This is a genomic window from Sphingomonas mollis, assembly GCF_016427505.1.
In the GTDB taxonomy this organism is placed as follows: Bacteria; Pseudomonadota; Alphaproteobacteria; order Sphingomonadales; family Sphingomonadaceae; genus Sphingomonas; species Sphingomonas mollis.
The window spans coordinates 267,270-287,907 of the sequence record NZ_JAELXS010000003.1 but is presented as its reverse complement, the minus strand read 5'-3'; the positions used below and the strand labels follow the sequence as shown (position 1 = coordinate 287,907).

Sequence of the window (20,638 nt, the reverse complement as noted above, 5' to 3'; positions counted from 1 at the left end):
AAACGTCTTTATTGCCCGATCGACCTAAGCAGTCGATATCGGCTCCGGCCATCGCCGGAGCCGAAAATAGCAAATCGGGACCCTGTAGGACAGCGCCGTCAGAGTTTGACCAGCATCTTGCCGGTGTTGCCGCCCGTGAACAAACCTAGAAAGGCGTCGGGCATCGCGTCCAGCCCGTCATGGACGGTTTCCTCCCGCTTCAGCGTGCCTGACAAGATCGCCATGTCCTGATAGAATTCGGCGGTGCGGGACATGAAGTCGGACACGATGAAGCCCCGCATCTGGATGCGATTGCCGATGAGACGGGCGAGATATTTCAACTGGGTCGGCTTGGCGTCGTTATACACGTCGATCATGCCGCAGATCGCGAAACGCGCACGAGGGCGGGCATGGGCGAGCGCGGCATCCAGATGGTCACCGCCGACGTTATCGAAATAGACGTCGATCCCCTTGGGGGCCGCCTTGCCCAGCGCCTCCACCACGCTGCCCGCCTTGTAATCGATCACCGCATCGGCGCCGAGCGAGCGGACCCATTCGCCCTTCGCCGCGCCGCCCGCGGAACCGATCACGGTCATGCCCTTTGCCTTGGCGACCTGCACCACGGTCGATCCGACGGCGCCGGCCGCCGCCGAGACGAACACGGTATCGCCCTCTTTGGCCTCCGCCACCGCGAGCAGACCCCAATAGGCGGTCATGCCGGGCATGCCGAGCTGGCCCAGAAACGCCTGCGGCGGCGCATCGATCGCCGGCAGCTTGATGAAGGCCGCCGCCGGCCCGACCGCCTCGTCACGCCAGCCGAACATGTGCTGGACAAGATCGCCGACCGCCAGCGACGGATCACGGCTTTCGACGACCTCGCCGACCGCACCGCCGTCCATCGGCGCACCGATGGCGAAGGGCGGGACATAGCTTTTCACGTCGTTCATCCGACCGCGCATATAGGGATCGACCGACAGCCAGCGATTGGCCACCCGAACCTCGCCATCCGCCAGTTCAGGCCGATCGACGGAGATCAGGGCGAAATCATTCGGGGTCGGCGTGCCCTTGGGGCGCGACGCCAGAGTCCAGGCGCGGGGCATCGGCAAATCCTCTCGTTGTTATCGGTTCGATGTGCCGCCCATGGCGACAGGAGGCAAATGAAAAGGCCCGGTCGCCGATGCGACCGGACCTTCCTGTCAGCGACGTTCGCGCGCCGATGACGGTCAGTATGTGCCGGAGAAGCTGCGGTTCAGGTTGCCGCCCGTGCCGGTATCGGCGGACGACTTGCTCGCCGAGGCGGTGGTCCGACTGTCATCGCGATTACGGGCATTGTCGCCATAACCGAACATCGCCTGGTTGCGATCCTCGTCGCGCCACGCCTGCTTGGCCTCGTCCGCCGTCTTGCTCAGCGTCACCTTGTCATCGACCGACTTGATCCAGCTCGACGGGATCGAGTGATGCTGGCCACCCGCGTCGACATCGTTCTTTGTCAACAGGATGCGATCGCCCCGCACCTTGTCCACGGTGCCGATATGACCGCCGTCCGACCCGACGACTTCCTGATGTTCGGTCACCTTGTTGAGCGAGTCGCGCTGCGTCTGGCGATTGTTCCGCCAGGACGAAAACTCGCTTTCGAACCGCGAGCGGTTCTCGTTGCGATACTCGTCATAATCGCGGTCGAGCGCGGCGATCTGGCTGGACCGCCAGCTGCCATAATGCTCGTCATGCTGGCCGCCGCCACTGCGATATCCGCGATCGTCGTAGCGCGAATCCAGTTCGCGACGGCGTTCCGCATCGTCATCGCCGAACCACGAGCGTACCTCGTCGCCGGCGCGGGCAAAGAACCCACGGTCCTCATATTCGTAGCCCTGCGGCTGGCGTCCATACCCGCGATCACGCTGGCGGTTATCATGGCGGTTGTCGTCGTCGGCATGGCGATTGCGCCCGACATCCTCGAAACGACGGCCATCCGAGGCGTAGGAGCCGTGATATTCATCGCGCCTGCCGTAACCGCCACCGGCGCGGCTGCGATCGAACTGGTCGCGCTGGCCATAACGCTGGTTGCCATATTCCTGACGGCCGTAACGGTCCCGCGATCGGTCGTCGTCGCGATCATATCCCGCCGCTGCGTAATCGCGCGCGCTCGAATAGCTGTAATCGCGACCGCCGCCGTAATCGCGGCCATAGTCGTGGGGATCGGTGCGGTTGTAATAGTCGCCTTGCGGGTTGGTGCCGCGTGGATAGCGTTCATAGCCCATGTTGGTCTCCATTCTCCTGCATACCGGCCGCGTCTTCGGCGCTGGCCCGATACATTGGCAAAAACGGGTTTCCGGGTTCGATGTTCCCCTCTACCGATGTCCGCACACCGGTCCGTCGCGGGCCCAGGTCGGCTGATCGCGGGGCATTTTCGATGCGCCACACCGCCCTATGTTGCATTGGGAAATCGAGGTCGCTAAGGGCGAAAAATCCGGTTACGACCGGCTATTCGGAAGGGTGCGGGGCCGTAGCTCAGATGGGAGAGCGCTGCAATCGCACTGCAGAGGTCAGGGGTTCGATTCCCCTCGGCTCCACCACCCGCCTTTCCGTCACCAGCTATTGTTGATCCCGGTGGAATGATCCGCCCGGCGGCGCGTTATGTCGGGCGATGACGTTGCCTGACCCCATTCCCGCTGCGACCCTGATAATCCTGCGGGACAGCCCTTCCCCGGGCTCGCCGCCCGAATTGTTGATGGTGAAGCGGGCGGAGACGATGGCGTTTGCGGGTGGCGCATGGGTGTTCCCCGGTGGACGGGTCGATCCCGGCGATCGTGCGCTGGCCGTTGGACTGGAGGCGGCCGACGTGGACGGGATCGCCGCGCGGATTGCTGCGATCCGTGAGACCTTGGAGGAAGTGGGGCTGGCGATCGGCATCGATCCGCCCCCGGGCGATGCGACCATCGCCGCGATGCGAACGGCGCTGCATGACGGGGAAACGATCGGCGCGGTGCTGGCCGACCATGGCCTGACCATCCATCCCGATCTGCTGGTGCCGTACGGGCGATGGCGGCCATCGCATCAGACGACACGGGTGTTCGATGCGCGTTTCTATGTGACGAGCCTGCCGGCGGAGGCCCCTGCCGCGACGGTCGATAGCACCGAGAACGTGGCGCTGGCGTGGCGTGATGCGGAGGCGATGCTTGCCACGGCTGACGTGATCTTCCCGACCCGGCGGACGTTGGAGCGGTTGGCGCAGTTTTCGAGCGTGGCGTCGATCGTAAGGGATGCGGCGGCCTATCCCGTGCAGACGATCGTGCCTTGGTCAGAACATCGCGACGGGGTCGAGCATATCTGCATTCCCGCTGGTCTGGGCTATCCGGTGACCGCCGAGCCGCTGTCGTCGGCGATGCGCGGCTGATGCGGGCGCTGCGGCGGATCGCCGGGCTTCTGGTCATCGGCGGCATCGTGCTGGCGCTCGCGTTCGTCGTATGGGCGACGATGCGGGGGCGGCCGCAGGATTTGCCGTGGACGCCGCTCGATCTGGGACAGCCTGTCGGGATGTTCACCGGTCGCAAGCTGGCCGGGCTGACGGACGATTTCCCGGCGTGCAGGGCGGTGCTTGATAAGGCCGGTGTGCGCTACACGGCGCTGCCGCCGCGCGAGGGCGAGGGGCAATGCGGCTATGCCAACGGCGTTCGCTTCGTCGCCGGCGGATCGCGAAGGATCAGCTTCGCGCCGACCGGGCTCGGCGTCGCCTGTCCGGTCGCGGCGGCGCTGGCGGCGTGGGAGTGGAACGTCGTGCAACCGGCGGCCGAGCGCTTCTTCGGATCGCGGGTCGCGCAGATCGATCACTTCGGCAGCTATAGCTGTCGGCGCCTCTATGGTCGCGACAGCGGCAACTGGAGCGAGCATTCCACCGCCAACGCGGTCGATATCGCCGGATTTCGCCTGACGGACGGCCGGCGCATCACGGTGGTTCGGGACTGGAAGGGTGACGGCGCCCCGGCGCAATTCCTGAGGACGGTGCGCGATGGCGCCTGCGGGCTTTTTTCGACCACGTTGTCGCCGGATTACAATGCTGCCCACCGCGATCACCTGCATCTGGATCAGGCGTCACGCGGCAGCATGGGGTGGCGGGCCTGCCGGTAGGGCGCCACGCCCGTGCCGTCGATCAGTTGGCCAGCGATTGGCCGGTGTCGACTTTCTCGACCCAATAGGGGAAGAACGCCGGCTGGCGATTGGACCAGCCGGACGCGGTCGCAGCCGCCTCGCTGATGGATTGCAGCAGCTTGCGACGCAGTTCCGGATGCAGGTGCGGCAAGGCCGCCGCGGCGCAGAAGGCGGCCGGCAACCACGGACGGACCGATGCGCCGATCAGACGTTCGTACAGGAAACGCGCGGCGGAAAAGCTGGGTAGCCGCCCCTGCCCGAGATCGAAGGCGACGACGGTGACGAGCGGAGCGAGGAACGGCTCGATCGAATCGAGGCCGCTGTCGTCCGGCACGATCTCCCGCAGGGAGGGCAGCGACCGATACAGCCGCGCCTGCGCGCGAATGCTGGCGGCTTCGACGATATCGCGCGACCAGCGGGTCATCGCGTCCTCGCGATCCAGCCCGATATCCAGCGACCGACGGATGTATCGTTGCGTGGAGGCGGGAAAGCCCGCGAACTCCTTCATTTCGGCCAGCGTCATCGCCCCCTGGGCCGGCTTGTTTCTGGATCCCATGATGTCACCCCGCCCCGAACAGCCAAACCAACCAAGCGATGGTAGCGGAACGATGGTTAACGCCACCTTTCCTGCATCGGCCCGGCGATACACAAGGAACGATGAAAACCGCTGCGCCGCAACATGATATGCGACGAGCCGAGAATAATATGAAAACGCGGGCGCATCGTGATGCACCCGCGCAACATGTCAGATGATCCGCCGGACCTTATGAGTCAGGCGTCGCGCTGACGCTCCTGTTCGGCCGCTTCGTCATATCCCGACGACGGGGCAGGTTCGCCACCGCCATTGGGTTCGGAGATCGACACGGGATCGCTGCCGTCCATCGTCTCGTCCAGACCATTGTCGAGACGGGCATCGACGCTGTCCGGGTTCTTCTGCAACCGCTTGGCGATCGATTTATCCTGGCCGGCGTCCTGACGCGGATCGCGACCGCCGGAAGAGTCGTCCGGCGCAACCGACAGGCTGTCGAGCGCGCGATCGTCGATAGTGTTCATGACTTTGATCCTCTCGGAATATCGTTGCTGAGGTAAAACGATCGGACAGCGTCCGCGTTCCGGTCAGGCAAGACGAGTCACGGCCACGCGTTGCCGCTGGTAGAAAGCAGAGCCGAAGACGGTCATGAAGGCGATATCGGTGGCATCGCGGCCGACACCGATGCGGGCGATCTCGTCCGCCGTCGCCATGCCGGTGGGATCGACCAGCCTCCAAGCGCCGTCCAGCCACAGTTCGACGACGGCATGGAAGTCCGGCGGCTCCACGCGGGGGGCATAGGCCGCGACGCAGCGGGCAGGGATTTCCGCCGCCCGCGCCAGGGCGACGAGCAGATGCGCATAGTCGCGGCATACGCCCATGCGGCTGCCGAACGTGTCGAGCGCGGTGGTGCTGCCTTCGCTGACGCCCGCGCGATAGACGAGCGCGTCGTTGGTCCAGTCGAGCAGCGCCTGCGCCATCGCGCCGCCCGACAGGCCACCGAACGTACGGCGGACGAAGCCCTCCAGCCGGTCGGACTGGCAGTAACGGCTGGGCAGCATGTACGGCACGACCGCGCCGGGGATGGCGCGCGGCGGGGTCGATTTTAGGACCGACAGATCGACGGGCGGGCGATCGATCGTCACCGTCGCGCGATATTCGGCGACGAACCGCCCCTCGCCCCGCGCCCAGCTGCGCTGGCCGATCCCCTCTTCGCCGACGACGGCGGCGATCGGGTGATCCGACCAGATCGTCAGCGACTGTTCGTCCAGCCGCTGGTCGGCCATCGCCGCGACTTCCACCTGCAACAGGATGTCGGCGGGTTCGGGCAACGCATAATCAAGATCCGCCTCGATCATCAGGCGCACGCGCATCCGGTCTTCCCCCAAAGAGAAGGGGCCCGGCAGTTACCCGCCGAGCCCCTGAAACATCGATCAACGTAACGCTTAGTCGCGGCTGGACCCGAACAGGCGCAGGATGAACATGAACATGTTGATGAAGTCGAGATACAGGCTGAGCGCCGACATGATGACGACCTTGCCCTGCATGTCCGTACCGGCGACCTGATAATACAGGTTCTTGGTACGCTGCGTATCATAGGCGGTCAGCCCTGCGAACAGCAGCACGCCGACCGCGCTGATGACCAGACCCATCGGGCCGGACTGCACGAACATGTTGATGACACTGGCGACCAGCAGTCCGACGACGCCGATGATGAGGAAGGTGCCGAACGCCGACAGGTCCTTCTTCGTCGTGTAGCCGTACAGGCTCAGCGCCGCGAAACCGGCGGCGGTCGCGAAGAACGCCTGCGCGATCGACGTGCCCGAATAGACGAGGAAGATCGTCGACATCGACAGACCCATCAGGACCGCGAAGCCCCAGAACAGCATCTGCATCGTCGCCGTGCTCATCCGTGCCTGGCCGAAGCTCATCGCGAAGACGATCGCCAGCGGCGAGAACATGATGACATATTTCAGGATGCCGCCCTGCGTGAACACCTGCGCGGCGGGCGAATCCGCCCCACCGGCCGCGAACATCAGCGCGACGATACCCGTCAACAGCACGGCCGATGCCATATAGTTATAGACCGATAGCATGTACGAGCGCAGCCCTGCGTCGTGGGCCGCGTCACCCGCCCGCGCGCGCGTCGTACCGAACGGCGCGGCGGTGGGTCGAGGATCAGACCAATTCGCCATCTGAAAAATTCTCCTGGTGGCCGGCAAGAGGGCCGGTTGCCGACAATATCGTCCTCCCCTCAACCCTTTTCAAGCGAAAGCGGTTGCATGTCCGATCGGTCCGTCGGTTAACCATCCGTCATGATCCGGTTGTTCGTCGCCCTGCGTCCCCCGCCCGCCATCCGCGACCGATTGTCCGCGTTGATGGACGGGGTGCCGGGCGCGCGGTGGCAGGACGACGAGCAACTGCACCTGACGCTGCGCTTCGTGGGCGAAGTCGATCGGCATCAGGCGGAGGATCTGGTGGCGGCGCTGGGGCATATCCACGCGCCGGCGCCGGTGGTGGCTCTGGCGGGCGTAGGCAGTTTCGGACAGCGTGGCCGCGCAGAAAGCCTGTGGGCGGGTGTGGCGCCGGCAGGACCGCTGGCGCATTTGCATGCGAAGGTGGAACAGGCCTGTGCGCAGGCCGGATTGCCGCCCGAACGGCGCGCATATCGCCCGCACATCACCGTGGCGCGCCTGCCCCGGTCGCTGGGTGGCGCGATCGAGATCGAGCGATGGCTGGCGGCGCATGCGGCACTGGCGAGCGAGCCGTTCGTCCTGCCGCACCTGATCCTGTATCGCAGCGAACTCGCGCGCAGTGGTGCGGTGTACGAGCCGGTGGCACGGTGGCCGTTGGTGGCGCCGATGGGAACCGGCGAGGCGGCTGGCGGTTCGCTGCATATGAACCTGGAACGGGGAGACGAGTGATGACAATAATGAAGATGGCGGCGATCGGTGTCGCGGCGCTGACGATGACGGCATGTCAAAGCGGTGGTGACAAGGCCGATCTGGGCGAAAGCACGCCCGGCGGTCGTAGTGCCACGGCGATGCTGCGGACGGCGGCTGGCGTGGATGTGGGGCGGGCGACCGCGACGGAGGTCGGTGGCGGCCTGCGCTTCACGATCGATGCACGCGGCATGCCGGCCGGGACGCACGGCGCGCATGTCCATATGGTCGGCCGCTGCGACGCGCCCGACTTCGCGAGCGCCGGCGCCCACTGGAACCCGACGAGCATGCAGCATGGCACCATGAACCCGCAGGGTCCGCATACCGGCGACATGCCGAACCTGATCGTCGGTACCGATGGCCGCGGAACGCTGGGCGTGACGATCCCCGGCGCGACGATGGCAGGACTGCTGGATGCAGACGGATCGGCGGTGGTGATCCATGCCAATCCCGACGACCTGAAGACCGATCCGTCCGGCAACAGCGGCGGGCGCATCGCCTGCGGTGTGTTGACGGCGAACTAAACGCTCAGATGTCTTCCCCCGCCGCCCTGGCCCTCGCCTCGCGCGTGGCCTCGGCGGCGGGGACCAGCCGATAGGCGGCGATCGCCGCCGCCAGCGCGATCGGGACGCTGGCCAGCAACGACAACATGCCCGTAGACAGGCTGCCGCTAAGGGTCGAAACCCGGCCGGCGATATAGGGGCCGAGCGCCAGACCGAGTAGCGTGGTGCCGATGAAGAAGGTGGCGGTCGCCGTGCCGCGCATCCGCGGCAACACCATGTCCTGCGTCGTCGCCGCCGCCGATCCCAGCGCGCAACTGGCGGTCACCTGCGCCAGAAACAGCATCGGATAGAGCAGCGTCGTGCTGGTCGCGGTGAAGGCGAGCGCGAGGAACGGCACCGGCACGATCGCGCCGAAGATCACGACCATCAGCCTTCCGGCCGGGTTGCCGACCCGCAACCGGTCAGCCACCACGCCCCCCAGCGTCACACCCAGAAATCCCGCCAGCGCGCCTGTGCCACCAATGTAGAAGCCGGCGGTGGCCGGCGAGGCGCCCAAGACCCGCAACGCATAGGGCGCTGCCCAGAAGCTGGCGGCGTAGGCCATGAAGGCGTTCAGGCCATAGGCCGCGACGGTGCAGAGGAACGCCGGCGTGCCGACGATCAGGGCAAAGGCCGGCGGATCGCGACGACGCAGCGCGCATCCCCATGAAAACACCGCATAGGCGCCGATGCCGACCGCGGTCCATTGCGGCCATGGTTCGCCGATCGACACCAGACCCGTGACCGCCGCGACGGTGACGCCGAGCGCGAGCAGATTCACCATCAGCGCTCGCGAACCACCCGCCGCCGCCCCGATCAGCGTCAGCGGCGGGATGATCGTGACCAGTTCCTGCCCGAAGGCGCGGAACGGCGCCGGATGCCGGTCGGGCGGGGGCAGTCCCTCTACCGCGCCCCGGATCGGTTCGCGCAGCGTACTGATCCACAGGGCGACCAGCAGACCGGGCAGACCGACCGCCATGAACGCCGCCTGCCAGCCGACCAGCCCGCCGGGGCCGCCGTTCGGCCATGCCCGGTTCCAGTTCTGCACGATCAGGCCACCGATGAAGAGCGACACGCCGCCGCCGACATACAGGCCCGCCGAATAGATCGACAGCGCGGTGGCGCGCAGGCGCTTGGGGAACCAGTCCGAGATCAGGGAATAGGCCGACGGGCTGGCCGTCGCCTCGCCGATGCCGACGCCGATCCGCGCCGCGGCGAGGTGTCCTCCCGATCGGGACAGACCGGACAGCGCGGTCATCGTCGACCACAGGGTCAGGCCGATCACCATCAGCCGGCCGCGATGCCAGTTGTCCGCCAGCCGACCGAGCGGAATGCCGAACAGCGAATAGAAGACGCCGAACGCCGTGCCGTAAAGGAACCCGAGATCCTCGTCGCGCAGGTTCAGGTCGCGTTTGATATCCTCGGCCAGGATCGAGATGATCTGGCGGTCGACGAAATTCAGGACATAGACGAGGAAGAGGATGCCCAGTACATACCAGGCATAGGGAGACGCGTGGGACGCCGCGCCATCGGTGGCCGCATCGCGGCCGGGGGCGGTATCCGCCATGCTCTCTCCCGATTCCTATTCTTTGGACATCGAGTATCTACCGGCGCAATCCGGGCGACAAGTCCTTTTCGGATAACGGGTATGGTCTATCGGCTGGGGCGCAGACCGCTTCGACGGATCGACTCGAAGGACATGGTGGGAATGGCATAGGGATCGAACCTGGCCAGAGGCTGGTCCAGATCGGTCGGCAATTCCTGTTCGCGGGGGGGCGGCGTGCCGATTTCCGCCATCGTCAGCGGCCAGCGCGGCGGCGCGTCGGGATGAGCGTCGGCGCGGCGGACGATGGGTGCATCGCCCAACGGCCGGTCGAACGGGCCGCCCTTTCCCCAGATCAGATAGAGCGCGGCCCAGACGACCAGACCGGATGCGCAGCCCGCCGTCAGCAGCAGGACGGTCGGCCCGGGCAACCGGTCCGTCCCGGCAAGCCGGCCCAGATCGGCCAGCCGGTCTGCTGGAACCTGTGCGGCAAACCCCGCCCCCGCCGCCCCGGCGACAAGGCCGCCGATGACCGGCAGCATTCTCGACAAGGGACGGCGGTGGGCGGGTCGGGTCATGATGACGGCCTGTCGCGCGGCCTCCACCAGCCGCTGGTAACCACCATCATAGCCCAAAACATTTGACAGCCAACCGGCCACCGCCGGTTTTTAACGGATCAGGCCGGCTCGTCCGCCAGTTCCTCGACCAGCGCGTCGATGATCGCCCGGTTGAACGCGGGGATATCGTCCGGATTGCGGCTGGTGATGAGGTTGCCGTCGACGACGACTTCCTGATCCACCACGTCGGCGCCGGCATTTTCCAGATCGGTGCGGATCGAGGGATAGCTGGTGAGCTTGCGGCCATCGATCACGTCCGCCTCGGCCAGCAGCCATGGGCCGTGGCAGATCGCGGCGACGATCTTGTCGTCCTCCATGAATTCCGCGACGATCTCGACCGCCCGTTCCTCCAGCCGCAGCTTGTCGGGATTGCAGGTGCCGCCGGGCAGGATCAGTGCGTCGTAATCGTCGGTATCGACGTCATCCAGCGTCAGGTCCGGCGTCGCGGTTTCCGCCTTGTTGATGTCCTGTTCCATGCCCTGGATCGGGTCGAGCCGGATCGATGCCAGCGTCACCTTTGCGCCAGCGGCTTCCAGCGCCTTTTTCGGTTCGAACAGTTCCACCGTTTCGAAACCGTCGGCCGCGAGCATCAGCACGCGCGCATTCGATAGGTCGGCCATGACGTAACTCCTGTGGATCGGGGATCCGCATCAACCCCCGCCCTGCCCGGCCGTTCCGGAACGATGCGACGACCTTGCGCATTGGCCATGATGAAACGTCCGTGGCGCAAAGCGAAGGAGAGTCGATGGCCGGCAGGATCGTGTATTCGGACGACTCGAAACCCGGCATCACGCGGGCGAAGGTCCGTAACGGATGGGCCTATCACGCGGTCGACGGCGATCGGATCACCGACCGCGACGAAATCGACCGCCTGAACGCCATCGGCCTGCCGCCAGCCTATCGCGACGCGTGGTTCAACCCCAGGGCGAACGGCCATATCCAGGCGGTCGGCTGGGACGAGAAGGGTCGCAAGCAGTATCGCTATCACACCGGTTTCCGCGAGGCGCAGGAGGCCGCGAAGTACGAGCTATGCGCCGATTTCGGCCATTGCCTGCCCAGCATCCGCAAACGGATCGAAAGCGATCTGCGCAAGCGCAGCCTGTGCAAGGATCGCGCGGTCGCGGCGATCGTCCGCCTGCTCGACGTCGGCCACCTCCGCGTCGGCAACGAGGCGTACGCCCAGGCGAACAAGAGTTTCGGCGCGACGACGCTGCGCAAACGGCATGGCGACGTGAAGGGTGCGACACTGCGGCTACGGTACAAGGGCAAATCGGGAAAGGAGCGCGACACGAAGATCACCGACCGCGCGCTTGCCCGGACCGTCCGGTCGATGCAGGATTTGGACGAGCAGCATCTGTTCGCCTGGGTCGATGCCGAGGGTGCGGCCCATCCCGTCACGTCATCCGACGTCAACACCTATATCAAGGAAGCGTCGGGCCACGATTTCACCGCCAAGCATTTCCGCACATGGTGCGCCAGCGTGACCGCGTTCGAGGCGCTGGCATCGGCGGAGCGCGACCTGAGTTTGAAGACGATGCTGGAGCCGGTGGTCGCGCGGCTGGGCAATACCGCGGCGATCGCGCGCAAAAGCTATGTTCACCCCGCCCTGATCGCACTGGTAAAAAAGGGTCAATCGACCTTCCGCGCCGCGGTGCGCCTGCCGCGCGCCAAGCGGTATCTAAGCCGTGAGGAACGTGGCCTCATCGCCTTTCTGGAAACCGGCAGCCCCGCGACGGGCGCCTGACGAGTAGATTCATGGCCAATTCCTCCGTAACCAATACCGCTGCTCCGTTGATCGATACCGACGGGTTGCAGGAACAGACCCGCGGGCTGGCATCCGCCAGCACGGTGTGGCTGCATACCCACTGGCTGCAGATCCTGATCGCCTTCGGTGTCGGCGCGGCGATCGTCCTCGCACTGCATGCCGCCCGCCGCGTGGCAGGCAAGCTGGCCGCGCGCGATCCGCAGGGGCGGGCGGGCTGGGTGTCGATCATCGGTCGCGCGCTGGTCAGGACCGGCAATTTCTTCATGCTGATGCTCGCGGCCAAGCTGGTCGTGGGTTACGCCGGTGCACCGAGCCAGGTCGATACCACGGTCAATTTCCTGTGGACGCTGGCCTCCGTCTTCCAGTTCGCGATCTGGGCACGGGAGATCATTCTCGGCGCGATCGAGCATCGCACACAATCGGCGCATTATTCGGGCGAGGCGCTGCTGTCGGCGATGGGTCTGATCCGCCTGCTGGTGACGTTCGCGCTGTTCGCGATCGCCTTCGTCGTGGTGCTCGACAATCTGGGCGTCAACGTGACCGGTCTGGTCGCCGGTCTGGGTGTCGGTGGTATCGCGATCGGTCTGGCGGCGCAGGGCATTTTCGCCGACCTGTTCGCGGCGCTCGCGATCATCTTCGACCGTCCGTTCCGGCGCGGCGACAAGGTATCGTACGACACGACGACGGGTGTGATCGAATCGATCGGCCTGAAATCGACGCGCATCCGATCGTTCGGGGGCGAGATGCGCGTGATCTCGAACCGGCAATTGCTCGACAAGGAGATACAGAACATCTCCAACCGCGATCACGTCCGCGTGCCGTTCACGATCGGCATCGCATACGAGACGCCGCCCGACACGCTGGCGCGCGTGCCGCAGATCCTGACCGAGATCGTCGAGGGCGAAGGCGGCAAGGTGGCGCGCGCCGGGTTCGAGAGTTTCGGCGCCAGTTCGCTCGACTTCGCTTTGCAGTTCGACGTACCGGGCGACGACTGGCCCACCGCGCATTCTACCCGCGACCGTATTCTCGTGTCGCTGATGCGCCGGTTTGCGGCGGAGGGGATCGTCATTCCCTATCCGACGCAGACGACCTTCACCGCGGCGCCCGATGGATCGCTCATCATGCCTTATGCCCAGGTGCAGCCGGTATCGGTCGAGAATCAGCCGGGCGCCTGAACGCGGATCGACCGAACCTCAGGCCCGGCCATTGTAATGATCGGTGGCGGCGGCTGGCGGCGTCGCCTCCATGCTGCAGATATGACGCGCGCGGGCGATCGCCATCAGGGTCGCGGTCGCCTTGTCGATCCCGGTTGCGGTCAGTTGCCAGCGGACGGGGTGCGCGGCGGGATCGACCGCCTCGACCAGCGCATCACTCTCCATCGCGCTCATCCAGCGCCGGGTAATCAGCATGTCGCCGGTGGTCGCCGCCGATATTTCGGGCGCGGTCATCGCGGTGTCGTGCGCGGCGGCGATATAGAGGCTGTAGAGGATCAGGATGGCGTAATCATGGACGTAACCGCGTGGCATGGCGGCGGCGAGAACCCGTTTCGCGGCAATCAGTTGCCGCGCGCCCAGCAGCAATTCGTCGGTGATGGTTGATCGCCTGTCGTGATCGTTCGCCACCGGATTGTCACTCCCATGATAGCCTGTGCAGACCGGTCATGCCCTTTCAAACCGGCAAGCACCAGAAGGTTGCATACGGTGGCACTGGCGCGACGGGGGAAGTTGGGCGATGATCCGGGCAGGCCCCGCGCGACGACCGGGCGTCACGAGGGAGCAGAATGCCATGACGACCACGATCATGAGGGCCGCCGCGCTGGCGCTTGCCTTCGGTACGGCCGGACAGGCGCAGACCCCGGCGGCGCGATCGGTGACCATCACGGTCGATGCGAGCCGATCGACCGGTGCGCTGCCGCCGATCTGGCGCTTCTTCGGCGCGGACGAACCGAATTACGCGACGATGAAGGACGGACGGAAACTGATCGCCGATCTGGGTGCGCTCAGGCCCGGCTCGATCTATTTCCGGGCGCACAACCTGCTGAACACCGGCGACGGCACGCCCGCGTTCAAATGGGGCAGCACGAACATCTATACCGAGGACCGGAACGGCAAGCCGATCTATGACTTCACCGTCGTCGACCGGATCATCGACACCTATCTGGCGCGCGGCGTGCGGCCCTATCTGCAGCTCGGCTTCATGCCGCAGGCATTGTCGAGCGCGCCGGCGGGGACGGCGTATCAACATGGCTGGCGGCCCGGCTTCGCCTATGAACTGATCGGCGGATCGTGGAACGCGCCGCCGCGCGATTACGGCAAATGGGCCGAGCTGGTCTATCGCTGGACGCGCCATAACGTCGATCGATACGGCGCCGACGAAGTGCGCCACTGGTATTTCGAGGTGTGGAACGAGCCGAACGGGCCGTCATACTGGACCGGCACGCCCGAGGAGTTCCAGCGCCTGCATGACACCGCGATCGACGCGGTCCGCCGCGCGCTGCCCGATGCGCGGGTCGGTGGCCCCGATGTGGCGGGATCGGGTGGGGCATTCATGGATGCCTTTCTGGCGCATGTCGCGCGCGGCAAGAACTTCGCAACGGGCAAGGTCGGGACGCCGACCGACTTCCTTGCCTTCCATGCCAAGGGCAGCCCCAGCTTCGTCGATGGCCATGTCCGGATGGGCATCGCCAACCATCTGCGCGGCGTCGACACCGGCTTCGCCAAGATCGCAGCGGTGCCGGAGCTGAATGACAAGCCGATCGTGATCGGCGAAAGCGATCCCGAGGGATGCGCCGCCTGTCCGGGCGCGCAGAACGCGTATCGCAACGGCACGATGTATTCGAGCTATACCGCCGCCAGCTTCGCCCGCATCTGGGATCTGGCGGCGAAGCACCGCGTCAATCTGGACGGCGCGCTGACCTGGGCGTTCACGTTCGAGGACCAGCCATGGTTCGCCGGCTATCGCCAGCTGGCGACCAACGGCATCGACCTGCCCGTGCTGAACGTGTTCCGGCTGTTCGCCAAATTGGGGCCGGACCGGCTGGCGACGACGAGCAGTGGTGAGGTGTCGCTGGCCACGATGATCGCCGACGGCGTTCGCGGCACACCCGATGTCGCGGCGATTGCCACGCGTGATGCCGCCGGACGGGTCGCGATCCTGGCATGGCATTATCATGACGACGACGTCGCCGGCCCCGCCGCCCGGGTGAGGATCGCCGTGGCGGGACTGGGCGGCGCGCCACGAGCGATGCGGACGTGGCGGGTCGATGCGACGCACGCCAATGCCTTCACCGCGTGGAAGGCGATGGGATCGCCGATCGCCCCGGACGCGGATCGCTATGCGCAACTGGCGCGTGCCGCCACCCTGACCGCCGACGCGCCGCAACGGATCGAGACGCGCGGTGGCCGCGCGACCATCGACCTGACCGTGCCGCGCCAGGGCGTGGTGCTGATCGAACTGGAGCCGGGCGTACGCTGATCCCTTACGCCGCCTTCGGCAGCGGCTGCGGTGTGCGGTACGGCATGGGGACCGCCACCGGCGCGGCGATGCTGACCCGGCCGCTGCGTTCCAGCTTGCCCCAGCCGACGCGCGGGCCGGTCAGCGCGGCGAACACCGCGCGCAGGACGACGGCATAGAGCAACTGGCGATAACCGAAGCGCTGAAGCAACAGGCGCATCGCCGGGAACGACGGCTCGCGCGGGTCGAGCCGGAACGCCACCCAGCCACACGCCAGATCGATCGCGGTGAAGGCGGCCCAGAACGCCGCGACGGTCATCGCATCGCCCCCCGCCAGCGCCCATCCGCGATCGGCCACGCGCCAGACGGTGCCGACAATGCTGCCGATCAGCGCCACATCGATCAACGGCGCGGCGAGCGTGAACAGCAGCTGGAACAGGATCGCCTGTGGCAGGCCGATCATCGCCAGCCCGCGCGGACGGCCGCGACCGATCAGCGCGCGGTGCTTCCACAGGCATTGCAACGTGCCGTATGCCCAGCGAAAACGCTGGCGGAACAGCGCGCGCGCCGTCTCCGGCGCCTCGGTCCAGGCGATGGCGTCGATGTCGCAGGCGACGCGCCAGCCGGCGCGCTGGATCGCGATCGTCAGGTCCTGATCCTCCGCCAGCGTATCGACGGGATAGCCGCCCACTTCGTCCAGCGCCGTCCGCCGCCACGCCCCGACCGCGCCGGGCACGACGGTGATAGCGCCGAGTGCGGCAAGCGCACGGCGTTCGAGGTTCTGCGCGGTGACATATTCCACCGCCTGCCACCGGGTGATGAGGTTCACGGCGTTGCCGATCTTGGCATTGCCGGCGACGGCACCGATCGCGGAATCGGCGAACCAGCGGCTCAGCCGGGCCACGGTGTCGGCCTCGAACTGGGTATCCGCGTCGAGCGCGATCACCACGTCGCCGCGTGCCACCGACAGCGCGGTATTCAGCGCCCGCGCCTTGCCGCCGTTTTCCAGCGTCAGCAACCGGACGCGCGGATCGATGCCGAACGCAGTCGTGACGACGTCGGACGTGCCATCAGTCGATCCGTCGTCGATGACGATCACCTCGATGCGGATGCCGGTGCTCGCCAGGATGCGGCGCACCGATGTCTCGATCACGCGGGCCTCGTTGAAGGCGGGGATCAGGACGGAGACGAAACCCGGTACCAGATGCGGGGCCGCCACCGGCGGGCCGCCACTGTGCCGCGCCCGCCACGCCAGCGCGGTCAGCGCCAGTGCCCGGACGATGCCGATCGCGATGATCGCGACGAACAGCGCCGACAGGATGTCGCGCAGGCCCGCCATGCCGTCGAACAGGCCACGCGTGCCCGACGCGCCGGCGCGCGCGCTGCCGGCCAGCGGCGGCATCGCCTGATCCCGCGACAGCCCTGCCAGCCGCGAGACGCCGACCAGATCATATCCCCGTGCCCGCAGGCCCCGGATGATGCCGGGCAATGCCGCCAGCGTTTGAGTCCGATCGCCGCCGGCGTCGTGCAGCAGCACGATCTGGGCGGGTCGTTCGGTCGTCCCCGCCTCAACCTGCGCGATCGTCCGCGCCACGATGGCGGCGGCGGCGGGGGCCTGCCAGTCAAGCGGATCGACGTTCAGGCCGACGGTCAGATAACCCATGCCAGCGGCGACGCGAGTGGCGTGCAGTTCGTCGCGGCGATCGGGATCGGCGTCGCCGAGAAAAGGCGGCCGGAACAGGCGCATCGCGCGGCCGGTATAGCCTTCGACCAGTCGCTCGGTGGCGTTCAGTTCGAGCCGTATCGTGGTTTCCGAACGCTGGCCGAGATCAGGATGCGTGGTCGAATGATTGCCCAGTTCGCTGCCCTCCGCCACGATCCGGCGCAGCAGGTCGCCCTGCCCCAGCGCATTCGCGCCGGTGACGAAGAAGGTGGCGGGCGCCCGCTCGCGCTTCAGCACGTCGAGCAGGCGCGGTGTCCATGTCGGGTCGGGGCCATCGTCGAACGTCAGCGCCACCAGCTTGCGGTGCGCGCCGACACGCTGGACGACGTCGGTCGTCGGCAGGTGGGTGAGCGCCGCATCGCGGATCAATCCGGCGGCGTCGTAGCGGACGGTGCGGCGGCCATCGGCGGCGGCGGCGTCTAGACGCATCACCTCGCCCGCGCCGCGCACCTCGACACCGGCGGCGGCGGGAATGAGGCGCAGGTCGGGCCGCGTGCCATCGGCCATCGCGGTCCAGACGTGCGGGTCCTCGGTTCCCAACCGCCACAGGGCGACGGCGGCGGCACCGGTGCGGGCGATCACCTGCATCTGGTTGGCGGCGGTGACGGCGTCGAGCAGCCAGACGCGGTGTAGCTGCCCGTCGCGTCGATAGGCGAAATGGCTGTTGCCGCTCGCCGCATCGAATTGCGGCACGGTGCCGGCCTGTCGCGCCAGGCTCCACGCGGCGGCGATCGAGAGCGGTTCGGTGTGGCCGGGCGACCAGTCATAGGCGTAGTTGCCGATGGCGACGATCGCCTTGTCGCGGCCGGTGTCGGCGACCGCTTTCGCGACGACGGTGGCGAACCAAGGTTGCGAGGCGATCGGCCCCGCCTCGCCGCCCATCCAGTGTTCGTCATATGCCATCAGCACCACCCGGTCGGCGACGCGGGCATAGGCGGCGAGGTCCCAGTCCGGGTCGGCGACGGGGGCGGCGATCGCGACCTGCCAGCCATGTGGGGCGAAGCGGGCGCGGAGGTCGCGCAGGAATTGCCGATAATGCGGATGCGCGGTGGCGGGCAGGCTTTCGAGATCGAGCATCACGCCGCCGCCGCGCTCCGCCACGACCATCGCGGTCAGGCGATCGACGAAGGCACTGCGGGCAGCGGGGTCGGCGAGCAGGCGGGCGGTGGCCTCGCCATCCCATTCGCCGTCCTCGCGGGCGTTCTGGACCATCGGCAGCAGGCGCGGCGAGCGCGGGGCGGCGGCGAGAATTTTGCGAAGCGCCGGATCGCTTTCATAGACGAAGCGGTGGTCGGCGCCGGTGACGGTGGCGAGACCGGGGACCAGCCAGTCGATCCGGCCGACATGGTCGGCGAGCGAGCGGCGCGACGGTTCGTCCCATGGCATGTAGAACGCCATGATCGGCGGCCGCCCGGCCGATGCGCCCGGTGCCGCCGCCGGCAGCCATGCGCCCTTGGCCGTCGATGCCGCCACCGGATCGACGACGGCTTGCGGCGCACTGGCATCCACGGCGAAGCGCAGCGGGCGGCGCGGGTCGATCGTCATCACCGTCGTCAACAGCCATGCCACGATGGCCACGGCCGCAATGGCGACGATGGCCAGCGTACCGCGCACCCACAGCGCGCGTCGCCCGGTGGCGTCGTAGAAAATCGGTTGGTTCAAGGGAGCGATCCGGAAAGGGAAGGCCGCCCTAGCCGGAGGTAGTAAAGATGCCGTTGACGATCGCGGATCGGGGCGGATCGATTGGTTTTCATGCCGGTCGACGGATGCGGAAAGTTCCGAAAGTCACACCCACGTACGCGTGCGCACGCGCGAGGGCGGATATGCGGGTCGAGCAGACGGGGAGAAAGAGCGGTCGTCAGACGGGAATACTCGTTGGTGCCGATGTAGGACACCCCCGGCTGTGTGATCGAAGTCAGCCCCCCGGTCGACGCCGGTCCAGATCGCGTTGTTTCACGATGGTGCGGCGCATCGGCGCCAGTTTCGCCAGCAGCCGGTTCTGCGCCGCGAAGGACACATGCTCGCGGCGCATCGCGGCTTGTAGGTTTTCGACCAGCGCCGCCATGTCGGCGTCCTGAATACCCATATCGGCATGGGCGGCGGCCATCGCCCGGCCGCTATAGTCGCAGCCGCCGTTCAGCAGATAGCAGAACTGCTCCTTCAGCGTGCGGCGCAGGCGGACCATGTCCTGCCCCTTGAAGATATCGGAGATGCGCGGATCGGCGATGTTGGTCGCGACGAGATCGTCGACGATCCGGCCGACGCCGGCGCTTTCGTGGAACGCCTGCCACATCCGCGCGTCCGCGAACGGGGTGGCGCCGGCATTGGCGTTGTGATGCGGATACGGCGCGACGGGCTGCTCACCCGGCGGCGTTGCGGCCTGCGTCATCAGCAGCAGGATGATCGGGACGAACGACATGGTCGGAAATCCTAAAGGCTGCCCTGCAGCGAGAGGAACAGGCCGCGCTGGCGCTTCACGGTGGCGATATCGCCCAGATCGACATAGGCGGCGGTCAGCGATGCGTGGCGATGAAAGGCCCAGGCGACGAACAGATCGTAGCTGTCATCCTCCTGCGCGAAGCCGAGATTGTCGGGTTTGGTCCGGTATTCGACGCCGGCGAGCAAATTGGCGGCCAGCAGCTTGCCCGCCGACCCCTCGAACTGCGCGCTGCGGCCGCGGTGACGGTCGCCGCCGAAGCCGAGCAGGCCGAACTGGTTGGCATTGGTAAAACGGACGGTGCCGTTCACGACCATGCCCTGCGCCAGCAAGATCTTGGTCGCGGCGATGTAGAAATCGGCGCTCTCGCTTTCCCGCGCGCCGACCGCGCGGAGCACGGGGGCCTTTTCGGCGATATGGTACTGCACGCCCACCGCCACCTGCGGCATCAGCCGGTCCTGATCCCACACCGCATCGCCCGCCAGCCGCAGCTTGGCGCCGATCACGTGCTGGCCGAAGGTGAACCCGCGCCCGAGGCCCAATGCCGCCCCCGCCTTGCGCGTGTCGAAACGCTGATAGGCATAGGAAATCTCGACCCGGTTCGAGAAGCCCGCGGCCACACCCGCCGAGGTCAGGTCGAAATCGGGCAGCGCGACATAGGTCGCATGCGCAGAGCCGCCCCGGCCATCCTCGGTCTCGTCGCCGGCGATCAGCGCCCAGCTCGCCAGCCCGCCGCCGGCCGCGCCATCGACGCTGGAGACGCCGCCGGTCAGCAACAGCTTGCCGCCATCGCGGCGTTCATGCGCCATGGCGGGAAAGGCCGCGACGATGGCGGTCGACAGAAGTAACGCTGACTTGAACATCGATGGCTCCGGTGAGCGTTCCTTGTCACCGATCGTCGTTTATTTTTGGTGAAGACGGGCTTCACGGATTGGCAAGCGATGCAGCCTAAAGCGTTGATC

The 20,638-nt window shown here is 66.8% G+C and carries 20 protein-coding genes and 1 tRNA gene; 8 read left to right on the top strand and 13 right to left on the bottom strand.

Annotated elements, in window-relative coordinates; genetic code table 11:
* Window positions 1-98 precede the first annotated feature (98 nt).
* Both JAO74_RS07150 and JAO74_RS07145 read right to left on the bottom strand, forming a co-directional pair.
* Window positions 99-1,079 carry an NADP-dependent oxidoreductase gene (locus JAO74_RS07150; protein WP_199036496.1) on the bottom strand — a complete coding sequence of 327 codons (981 nt, stop codon included), beginning with the start codon at window positions 1,077-1,079 and terminating at the stop codon, window positions 99-101.
* 123 nt (window positions 1,080-1,202) lie between these two features.
* Window positions 1,203-2,249 carry a DUF2171 domain-containing protein gene (locus JAO74_RS07145; protein WP_233150762.1) on the bottom strand — a complete coding sequence of 349 codons (1,047 nt, stop codon included), beginning with the start codon at window positions 2,247-2,249 and terminating at the stop codon, window positions 1,203-1,205.
* 227 nt (window positions 2,250-2,476) lie between these two features.
* Between JAO74_RS07145 and JAO74_RS07140 the strand changes: the two genes are divergently transcribed.
* The 3 genes from JAO74_RS07140 to JAO74_RS07130 all read left to right on the top strand — a co-directional run bounded on the left by JAO74_RS07140 (window position 2,477) and on the right by JAO74_RS07130 (window position 4,104).
* A tRNA-Ala gene (locus JAO74_RS07140) sits at window positions 2,477-2,552 on the top strand.
* Window positions 2,553-2,623: 71 nt separating this feature from the next.
* Window positions 2,624-3,373: an NUDIX hydrolase gene (locus JAO74_RS07135; protein WP_199036494.1), complete on the top strand. Its 750-nt coding sequence runs from the start codon at window positions 2,624-2,626 to the stop codon at window positions 3,371-3,373.
* Window positions 3,373-4,104, top strand: coding sequence for an extensin-like domain-containing protein (locus tag JAO74_RS07130; RefSeq protein WP_199036493.1), 732 nt, complete (start codon window positions 3,373-3,375; stop codon window positions 4,102-4,104). The genes JAO74_RS07135 and JAO74_RS07130 overlap by 1 nt, the downstream gene beginning before the upstream one ends.
* A gap of 22 nt (window positions 4,105-4,126) precedes the next feature.
* Here JAO74_RS07130 and JAO74_RS07125 read toward each other — a convergent pair whose 3' ends face one another.
* The 4 genes from JAO74_RS07125 to JAO74_RS07110 all read right to left on the bottom strand — a co-directional run bounded on the left by JAO74_RS07125 (window position 4,127) and on the right by JAO74_RS07110 (window position 6,849).
* Entirely contained in the window at window positions 4,127-4,681 is a 555-nt protein-coding gene (locus JAO74_RS07125) for a transcription elongation factor Spt5 (protein WP_056531037.1), read from the bottom strand.
* A gap of 215 nt (window positions 4,682-4,896) precedes the next feature.
* Complete coding sequence (locus JAO74_RS07120; RefSeq protein ID WP_199036491.1) at window positions 4,897-5,178, bottom strand: hypothetical protein; 282 nt, start codon at window positions 5,176-5,178, stop codon at window positions 4,897-4,899.
* Window positions 5,179-5,241: 63 nt separating this feature from the next.
* Window positions 5,242-6,021 (bottom strand): transglutaminase-like domain-containing protein, encoded by a 780-nt coding sequence (locus tag JAO74_RS07115; RefSeq protein ID WP_199036754.1) that lies wholly within the window; start codon window positions 6,019-6,021, stop codon window positions 5,242-5,244.
* Between the two features lie 78 nt (window positions 6,022-6,099).
* A complete protein-coding gene (locus tag JAO74_RS07110; RefSeq protein WP_199036488.1) occupies window positions 6,100-6,849 on the bottom strand; it encodes a Bax inhibitor-1/YccA family protein in 750 nt (249 codons plus the stop codon).
* A gap of 120 nt (window positions 6,850-6,969) precedes the next feature.
* On the opposite strand from JAO74_RS07110, the gene thpR reads away from it, so the two are divergent.
* Complete coding sequence (gene thpR / locus JAO74_RS07105; RefSeq protein ID WP_199036486.1) at window positions 6,970-7,578, top strand: RNA 2',3'-cyclic phosphodiesterase; 609 nt, start codon at window positions 6,970-6,972, stop codon at window positions 7,576-7,578.
* Window positions 7,578-8,120: a superoxide dismutase family protein gene (locus tag JAO74_RS07100; protein ID WP_199036485.1), complete on the top strand. Its 543-nt coding sequence runs from the start codon at window positions 7,578-7,580 to the stop codon at window positions 8,118-8,120. Before thpR ends, JAO74_RS07100 begins: the two co-directional genes overlap by 1 nt.
* 4 nt (window positions 8,121-8,124) lie before the next feature.
* Here the strand turns inward: JAO74_RS07100 and JAO74_RS07095 are convergent, their stop codons facing one another.
* From JAO74_RS07095 to JAO74_RS07085, 3 genes are all read right to left on the bottom strand, one after another.
* On the bottom strand, window positions 8,125-9,705 hold the full coding sequence (locus JAO74_RS07095) for a spinster family MFS transporter (RefSeq protein WP_199036483.1): 1,581 nt from the start codon (window positions 9,703-9,705) through the stop codon (window positions 8,125-8,127).
* 86 nt (window positions 9,706-9,791) lie between these two features.
* Window positions 9,792-10,223 carry a hypothetical protein gene (locus JAO74_RS07090; protein WP_199036481.1) on the bottom strand — a complete coding sequence of 144 codons (432 nt, stop codon included), beginning with the start codon at window positions 10,221-10,223 and terminating at the stop codon, window positions 9,792-9,794.
* Window positions 10,224-10,357: 134 nt separating this feature from the next.
* Window positions 10,358-10,918, bottom strand: coding sequence for a type 1 glutamine amidotransferase domain-containing protein (locus JAO74_RS07085; protein ID WP_199036479.1), 561 nt, complete (start codon window positions 10,916-10,918; stop codon window positions 10,358-10,360).
* Window positions 10,919-11,043: 125 nt separating this feature from the next.
* On the opposite strand from JAO74_RS07085, the gene JAO74_RS07080 reads away from it, so the two are divergent.
* Entirely contained in the window at window positions 11,044-12,042 is a 999-nt protein-coding gene (locus JAO74_RS07080) for a DNA topoisomerase IB (RefSeq protein WP_199036477.1), read from the top strand.
* 11 nt (window positions 12,043-12,053) lie between these two features.
* A complete protein-coding gene (locus JAO74_RS07075; RefSeq protein WP_199036475.1) occupies window positions 12,054-13,238 on the top strand; it encodes a mechanosensitive ion channel family protein in 1,185 nt (394 codons plus the stop codon).
* Window positions 13,239-13,256: 18 nt separating this feature from the next.
* Here JAO74_RS07075 and JAO74_RS07070 read toward each other — a convergent pair whose 3' ends face one another.
* Window positions 13,257-13,685, bottom strand: coding sequence for a hypothetical protein (locus JAO74_RS07070; RefSeq protein ID WP_199036473.1), 429 nt, complete (start codon window positions 13,683-13,685; stop codon window positions 13,257-13,259).
* 163 nt (window positions 13,686-13,848) lie between these two features.
* On the opposite strand from JAO74_RS07070, the gene JAO74_RS07065 reads away from it, so the two are divergent.
* A complete protein-coding gene (locus JAO74_RS07065) occupies window positions 13,849-15,537 on the top strand; it encodes a GH39 family glycosyl hydrolase (RefSeq protein WP_233150760.1) in 1,689 nt (562 codons plus the stop codon).
* Window positions 15,538-15,541: 4 nt separating this feature from the next.
* Here the strand turns inward: JAO74_RS07065 and JAO74_RS07060 are convergent, their stop codons facing one another.
* From JAO74_RS07060 to JAO74_RS07050, 3 genes are all read right to left on the bottom strand, one after another.
* Window positions 15,542-18,901: a polysaccharide deacetylase family protein gene (locus tag JAO74_RS07060; RefSeq protein WP_199036471.1), complete on the bottom strand. Its 3,360-nt coding sequence runs from the start codon at window positions 18,899-18,901 to the stop codon at window positions 15,542-15,544.
* A gap of 253 nt (window positions 18,902-19,154) precedes the next feature.
* Window positions 19,155-19,658 carry a group I truncated hemoglobin gene (locus JAO74_RS07055; protein ID WP_199036469.1) on the bottom strand — a complete coding sequence of 168 codons (504 nt, stop codon included), beginning with the start codon at window positions 19,656-19,658 and terminating at the stop codon, window positions 19,155-19,157.
* Window positions 19,659-19,669: 11 nt separating this feature from the next.
* Window positions 19,670-20,539 (bottom strand): DUF3034 family protein, encoded by an 870-nt coding sequence (locus JAO74_RS07050; protein WP_199036467.1) that lies wholly within the window; start codon window positions 20,537-20,539, stop codon window positions 19,670-19,672.
* Window positions 20,540-20,638: the final 99 nt, after the last annotated feature.